Raw genomic sequence first — 7,491 nt, 5'->3', positions numbered from 1 at the left:
AAACAGTTAGATTGGTCGCTTTGCCGAAAAAATCCTGGGAATAATCAACTGACCCCTCAGGTGTTTTGGGGATCTGCTCCAGATTGAATTCTGTTACATGAAACATGGCTCCGGCACCTTCTGCATCTGATGCAGTGATGATTGGTGTATGTAAATAATAAAAGCCTTTATCATTAAAAAATTTATGGATGGCATAAGCCATTGCGTGTCGCATCCTGAATACGGCCCCAAATGTATTGGTCCGGGGTCTCAAATGAGCAATTTCACGAAGAAATTCTAGGGTATGGCCTTTCTTTTGCAACGGATAGGATTCCGGATCTGCGGTGCCGTACAATTGAATTTCCGAAGCATGGATCTCTACATTTTGTCCCTGTCCTTTCGATTCCATTAATTTACCTGTTACAGCGATGCACGAACCTGTCGTGATTTGTTTGAGTAAGACTTCATCAAAATTACCCGGGTCTACCACTACCTGCAGGTTATGAATAACAGAACCGTCGTTCAAAGCCAAAAAGGCTACATTTTTATTTCCACGTTTGGTGCGAACCCAACCCTTTGCCAACACTTCACTGCCAAAAGAAGTAGCAGCTAATAAATCTTTGATTTTATACCTTTCCATTGAATTGAAGAATAAACTAACTATGATTGCGATACAAAAGTATAACTTTTGAATGTCATTTCCATTCTATCAGGGAATAATATTTAACAGGTTTTCCGTTTTTCCGTTAAAAAGTTTTAAATAAAATATCCAAAACTTTCTACTTGTTGTTGATATTTTTACCCGTTATTATACAAAAAATAATTATTGGAGGTCTCCGTGTAGTTTTTGCCGGATAATAGCTCAGGAATTCCGGTTTTTAGCGGATATATGATGAAATCATTTAGGCATCCTGATTTTTACTTTTTTATAGGTGATCTTTTTTCCGGTTTTGTCTTTGATCCATATATATACATGGCCATATCTTCTCAATATTTCTTCCCGTTCATATAAACGAGTGAATTCAACCATAAAATCATAACTTGTTTGAGGAGATAAACCAAGTGGGAAGATATCCCTGCTGCCCGGCGCAACAATTTTAAAACGTCGTTTTTTCATGCGCGGGTGCCGGAATTCAATTTCCGGTGTATTGATTTCAATAATTGTTTTGCTGATATTCTTGATCCTAACGGACATTTTTAATCCTCCCGAATACCACATTTTTTGTTTGATCCTGAAAGGATTGGCTTTATGTCTGGTATATATATAACGTAGGTAAACAACCAATATAGCTGCCAGAAGGATCAACGTCATCCAGAGTTTTCGCATGCCGGCCGGCGATATATAACTGTCCAGGTCAATAAGGAGCATATCGGGAATAGGAACGGGAAACAGATTATTCTTTATCAGCGGTCTCTTCAATCACACTTTCATTCACCTCCACTCTCACATCCTCTTTCACCACTGTATAGTCTTTGGTGTAACGATATATATCCATATGCGTGTTCATATATCCGCTAAAAGGATCTATTTTGGTAAAGTGAAAGTCGGACTGAAGTGTCGGCAATCTGAATTGCGGGATGCAATAACCGAATCCCTTTCCATATTTTTGTATGGCTGAACCAAAATAAAACATAACATCATAACCCAAAAAAGGCAGTTGATATGGTTGGGGCGAATATCCGCTTTGCCTGTTCAGGGGACTGGGCTCTGTATGATAATAATACCTGTATTTCCGCAAAAATTGCTGTACGTTTTTGTTCGAGTAATCAACATGATATGCTGTTGTGTAACGGAATTCCAATTGATGTAAGTATTCCTGATCCAGGTTGATGAAACGTGTCCAGTTAGCCAGGCCGTATAAATTGATAACATAATCGCGTGTAGCCGAATTAAGTTGTGCAGCAAGGATATTAATAAATGTCTCGTTTTTCGTAGTTACGATTACCACATTCGTCTTCCCCCGTTTCAAATATCCGAATGGAATACTGTCTACTTTGAATTGATGGGTACTGATTAGTGAATCATGTAGTACGGTCCTTAATTTATTGTTATATGCGTTAAAAATGGCCTGATCTGTTTCCGACTTATATCCAATGAGATTTACGTGTATATTTTCCTGCTTACTGATAAAATCAACCATCGGTCCTACCGAATTAATGTCTCCGGAATTTACCTGCATCAGATATGGATTGTTTTTCAAAGATCCTATATTCGTAGCTACCGGAGAGATATAGTATATTTTATTTTCATAAGCAAAACGGGCAACTTTATTAATCAGTTCTGTGTAAAATGGACCGATAATCAGATCTACTTCTTTCATTACAGGACTTCTTAGTATCTGTTCTACTTTTGACGTATCACGCATGGTGTCATATAAATATATCTTAACAATTAGTCCGCATTTCCTGAGGGAATCGATAGCCAGCAAGGCTCCCTGATAAAATTCGAATGCGTCTGTTGACCATGGGTGTATCCAATAACTGCCATCCTTTCGTACATATCGACCCTGTTCGTCTTTTACCATCGTAGTATCAGGAGGAGACGCAGGGAAATTATCAGCCAGGTAGAGAGGTAATAGCATGGCTACGCTAAATTCTTTCTGCGTGGTAGGAACACATTCAATCGGATAATCTGCCGTAATGAATGATGAATCAGTAAATACGTGATGAAAAGGATCTTCGGAACTGATATGTGATGTATCCTGCACCAACTCCATTATTTCCAGATCTTTCCTGATGATGATCGTATCCGTTTTTGACACATCAATAGGGATACTTATGGGATCAACGTCAGGTAATGGTATTTTTATTTCCTGGCCGACCTTTATCTTCGGATTTCTGTTATCTAGTTCGGGATTGGCATCCAGAAGTTGATTCAAATCTATATTATGACTTTTGGCAATGGAGAAAGGTGTTTCCTTTCTTTTTACCGTATGTATGAGATAACCGGTTTGTAATGGTGTGTTTTTCGACGGATTTTTTTTGGGTATGTTAACTACTTGTCCTACCTGTAAAGGGGAGTGTTCCAGTTCAGGATTATATTGATACAACTCTTCTTTGCTTACTCCATAAGTTTGTGCAAGGGAGAAAATCGTTTGTCCCTTTTCTATGATATGATAAATAGATTGATCCGACTCGAGTTGATGGGTAGTGGCACCTTCCGGTTTCTCGGGTATCTTGAGTTCTTCACCAATACGGATGCCCTCAAGACAATTCGGATTATTAAAAACAATGTCTTTCTGAAGGACATTGTATGCTTTGCTAATGGAATATAAGGTTTCACCTTGCCTGACCGTGTGCAGGTAATAAGATTTCCCGTCTATTACTGTTTTTTTCTTAGAAACAGTTACTTCCACTTGCGCTTCTAATGCCTGCAAAGACAAAAAGCATAATAGGTTAACAACAAAAACACGTAACAAATTCATTCTTGTGAGATATGATATAATTCTGCAAAACTAATGATTTTTTAAGAAAGCATATGTTTAGATTTGCTTTATTGAAAATAACGGAAAAATAACATATTTTAGTTTAAGTAACAACATCTTTTCGTATGATTTTTTAGCATGTTGTTTAATTTTATAAAAACAAACAAATATCATGTTTTGAAAATAAAACAACCTCTACTTTAGCTAAAAAAATAACTGATAATATGGATAATGTTTTAATCATTGGTGCAGCCGGACAGATAGGTTCGGAATTGACAATAGCCTTACGTAACATTTATGGTGCGGAACATGTTTTTGCCACCGATATCAAACATCCTTCACAAGATGTAATGGATGGCGGACCTTTCCAGTTATTGGATGTCATGGATGATAAGCGACTTATCCATTTCGTTATCCGGCATAAAATAACACAGATATATCACCTGGCTGCGGTACTTTCCGGAAATGCCGAACGTATTCCCATCCAGGCATGGAACATTAATATGGACAGCCTGATGAATATTCTCGATTTGGCCAAAGAAGTCCCGGAGATAAAAAAAGTTTTTTGGCCGAGTTCTATTGCGGTATTCGGACCAACTACCCCACGGGTAAACACCCCTCAGTTTACGGTTATGGAACCTAATACCGTATATGGGATCAGCAAGCTGGCAGGTGAAAGATGGATGCAATATTACCATCAGCGATATAATATTGATGTGCGTAGTATTCGTTATCCGGGGCTGATCAGTTATAAAACCGAACCGGGAGGTGGCACTACTGACTATGCTGTAGAAATATTTTATGATGCAATCAGACGAAAAAAATATGAATGTTTCCTCAGTGAGGATACTGCATTACCCATGATGTTTATGCCGGATGCGGTACAAGCAACGATAAATTTAATGGAAGCAGATGCATCGACCATTACTGTTAGATCCAGCTATAATCTGGGAGGGATTAGTTTCTCCCCGAAAGATCTGGCTGCTGAGATCAAGAAATACATTCCTGATTTCAAAATTACATATAAACCGGATTTTCGCCAGACAATAGCTGATTCCTGGCCCCAAAGCATTGATGATTCTGTCGCACGGGAACAATGGGGATGCACTTATTCATATACACTTGAAGACATTACAAGAATTATGCTCGAAGAAGTAAAAAAGAAACTGGGCTCCTGATTTTTTCATATGTTTTCCGGATGATGCCGAAACATTTATGAATTAGCATCGTATATGTAATATAAGGGTTTCCGGAGAAATCGTGTGAGATAATTTTAGGTGAATTTCTAAGTTCTGAAAAATATGAAAAAATTTTTACTCTTGTCCTTTTGTCTTTTTTTGGTAACAGTGGCTCATTCACAAAAACTATCTGAAAATGATTCCGTGAAACTTGTACGGTTTCTGGAACAGGAAGCATATTCCAGATTGGGGAATACAACTGGTGTTCTGAATGCTCATGTATTTAGATTAACGGATAACTGGAAGGATGAATTACGGACTTCTCCATTTATTACCTGTTCGCTCGACCTGGAAGGTACGCAATCAATTAACTATATCAATACACCCGATTCTCTTAATCAGGATGGAAAAGCTTACTATTTATCCGGGAGTCTTGACTTAAGTGGGTGTACAAATCTTCAAATGGTCGGTTTGGGAAAAAATAAATTGTCAACTGCCATTTTTAATGGATGTATCAATCTGAGTAATGTTGATATGGGTTCCAATATAATTCAGTTAGTTGATTTTTCGGGATGTACCAATCTCAGTTCCGTTAATCTGGACGTCAACCAACTTACCAGTATCGATTTTTCGGAGAATCATAAATTATCGAGTGCATCTTTAAATTCCAATATGCTTTCTTTTATCAATTTAGAAGGGAACATGTCTTCATCCTTGTTTTTGATGTTAGAAGGGAATCAACTTCTTTTTTCGGGAATTAAAGGATATAGTGCAGATAGGGTTACACTGGCAGGAACACAGGATATTCGCTATGTGATAGAAGAAGTATATACCGAAAATCCAACCATCGACTTAAGCCGGGAAACTCTTGGAGAGGTCGCAAATTTTAATTGGAAAGACCAAGGTACATCTATTTCGGTTCCTAATGATGGGCAAGGTATTTTTTTTCCGTCATTATCGGATTATAATCTGGATGACCTTGAATGTGAAATACAGTATAGTAGCGGAGTACTTCCCGGATTTACTGTCCGTCTTACGTTTGATTTTTTTTCGGGTAATATTAAAGTGGAAGGAGCTGAGTCATATCAGGGAAGCTATACGGTTTTTACACGTACAGATGATGGTGGGTTGATCAAAACGAACGAACTGACAGGAATACCTAAAGGTGATTGCATTGTCCGTTTTAATCCGTCTACTGGAAATTTTTTCCCTACTTATAATACTTCCCTGCCGACCGATAAACAACCGGTTGAATGGTCAGTCGCTGAAATTATTAGTATTACGGAACAAGGAGAGACTAAAATAGCTGTTATTGATCCTGTTCCTGTACCTACATTTATCCCGGGAACAGGAACCATAAAAGGAAAAATTTCAGGAGGATATCCTGAAGGGGTGAATGTGCTCCTATATAAACATCCGGAAGAAACCCCATTCACCTATACGTCGGTCGCTACCGACGGAAGCTTTCAGTTTTATAACCTACCGGAAGCGGATTATCTTGTCATCGTGGATATGCCCGGATATGAAGTCTCACTGGATGACCGTATGATAATAACATCCCGGCCCGGATCCGTTGAAGAAATATATTTTATTGCAGAAGAGGCGGATAAAACAATCAACTACTATCTTCCCACCGGAAGAATGATGATAACTCTTGAACCCGGTACTAATAACGCTTTGGTGGAAATTTACCACATTAAAGGTGAGGATATTGTACTTGTTGATACAGCCAAATGGGATGGCGTTTTCTTTTCTGGTGATCTACCGTTAGGGAATTATCTGGTGAGCGTGGATCATGTAGACGGGTATTTGCTCACCTACCATACCAACGCATTGACCTGGAGAGAAGCAACCATCGTTTCATTAATCAATGAAGACGTGAATGTTCCGGTATCTATAAAACTCAACCCCTTACCGGCTTTAGGTATCGGTAACATTACCATTGAGGGAACTATTTATGATGCTTCCACTATTAAGGCACGGGTAGCCCTGAACTCTACCGTAGGCATATATAGATCGACTAAGAGTGCACAAAAATCAGATGATTGGGAATTGGTGAGAAGAGTAAGGCCGGATACTGACGGTTATTACCGGTTCAGCAACCTGCCTGAAGGTATTTACCGGGTCGTACTAGAGCTTCCCGGATATACTTTACAAGGCAATGGTATCGAGATCGATGCTAAATCCGGCGGTATATATACTGCCAATGATTTTATGGTTAATGAGGCTGATAAAACCATTAATGATATTATTTCGTCTGTACCTTCTTTCGATGAAACAAAGCTAACGGTCTATCCGAATCCATTTGTCGATGTAGTAAGGATTACAGGGATGGAAGGTCCCTGTACGATAAAAATTGTTAATATTCTGGGACAAACCATACTATCGGAAACCAATTCGTTATCGGATATGACCCTTGACCTTAGTAATAGGCCATCCGGATTATATATCCTGAAAATAGAAGTAAAAGGAAATACGATTACCCGAAAATTGATCAAGAAATGATCTGTTGGTGTCGCCTTTATCTCTATGAAATAAAAGAAATCAGAGTATATCTGCCTTACTCAAGGTTATCTGTAAGTAATATTATATACAGATAACCTTGAACATTCGTATTATTTATGAACAAATGATGGAAATTTGTAAGAAACTACGAATGAATGGCGGTTGTGTGAATCCCTGTTTTTGATAGATGTTTGCTAGAGCCCCCAGTACGGGTATAACTTCGAAGAAATATTTACGTGATACCATAAAGTTGCCCCGGAGAAAGAACAATACAAGCGCCTGATGATAATATGTGGTCTTGTTGAAAAATATTTATTTTCTAACAAGCAACCATACATCGTTATACTTTGGGTATTTTGACCTGATCCAGGTTATTTTTTCCCGGGCTTCATTTTCTTTATCCG

The 7,491-nt window shown here is 38.4% G+C and carries 5 protein-coding genes; 2 read left to right on the top strand and 3 right to left on the bottom strand.

The features are described from left to right. From LBQ60_09810 to LBQ60_09800, 3 genes are all read right to left on the bottom strand, one after another. Positions 1 to 619, bottom strand: a 619-nt coding sequence (locus tag LBQ60_09810) for an asparagine--tRNA ligase (protein ID MDR2038207.1), incomplete at its 3' end; no start/stop codon positions are given. A gap of 258 nt (positions 620 to 877) precedes the next feature. Beyond that, positions 878 to 1,399, bottom strand: coding sequence for a hypothetical protein (locus LBQ60_09805; protein MDR2038206.1), 522 nt, complete (start codon positions 1,397 to 1,399; stop codon positions 878 to 880). Next, a complete protein-coding gene (locus LBQ60_09800; protein MDR2038205.1) occupies positions 1,374 to 3,404 on the bottom strand; it encodes a LysM peptidoglycan-binding domain-containing protein in 2,031 nt (676 codons plus the stop codon). Before LBQ60_09800 ends, LBQ60_09805 begins: the two co-directional genes overlap by 26 nt. Positions 3,405 to 3,628: 224 nt before the next feature. Between LBQ60_09800 and LBQ60_09795 the strand changes: the two genes are divergently transcribed. Together LBQ60_09795 and LBQ60_09790 are read left to right on the top strand one after the other, a co-directional pair. Then, complete coding sequence (locus tag LBQ60_09795; protein MDR2038204.1) at positions 3,629 to 4,582, top strand: NAD-dependent epimerase/dehydratase family protein; 954 nt, start codon at positions 3,629 to 3,631, stop codon at positions 4,580 to 4,582. 123 nt (positions 4,583 to 4,705) lie between these two features. Continuing rightward, entirely contained in the window at positions 4,706 to 7,087 is a 2,382-nt protein-coding gene (locus LBQ60_09790) for a T9SS type A sorting domain-containing protein (GenBank protein MDR2038203.1), read from the top strand. Positions 7,088 to 7,491: the final 404 nt, after the last annotated feature.

This window comes from Bacteroidales bacterium, from assembly GCA_031275285.1.
Classification (GTDB): Bacteria; Bacteroidota; Bacteroidia; order Bacteroidales; family UBA4181; genus JAIRLS01.
This window is presented reverse-complemented; position numbering and strand designations above follow the sequence as displayed.

Bases quoted from the DNA above. Each gene is read 5' to 3' on its own strand.
- LBQ60_09795 (MDR2038204.1), top strand. From the start codon at position 3,629: ATGGATAATGTTTTAATCATTGGTGCAGCCGGACAGATAGGTTCGGAA.
- LBQ60_09790 (MDR2038203.1), top strand. From the start codon at position 4,706: ATGAAAAAATTTTTACTCTTGTCCTTTTGTCTTTTTTTGGTAACAGTG.
- LBQ60_09800 (MDR2038205.1), bottom strand. From the start codon at position 3,404: ATGAATTTGTTACGTGTTTTTGTTGTTAACCTATTATGCTTTTTGTCT.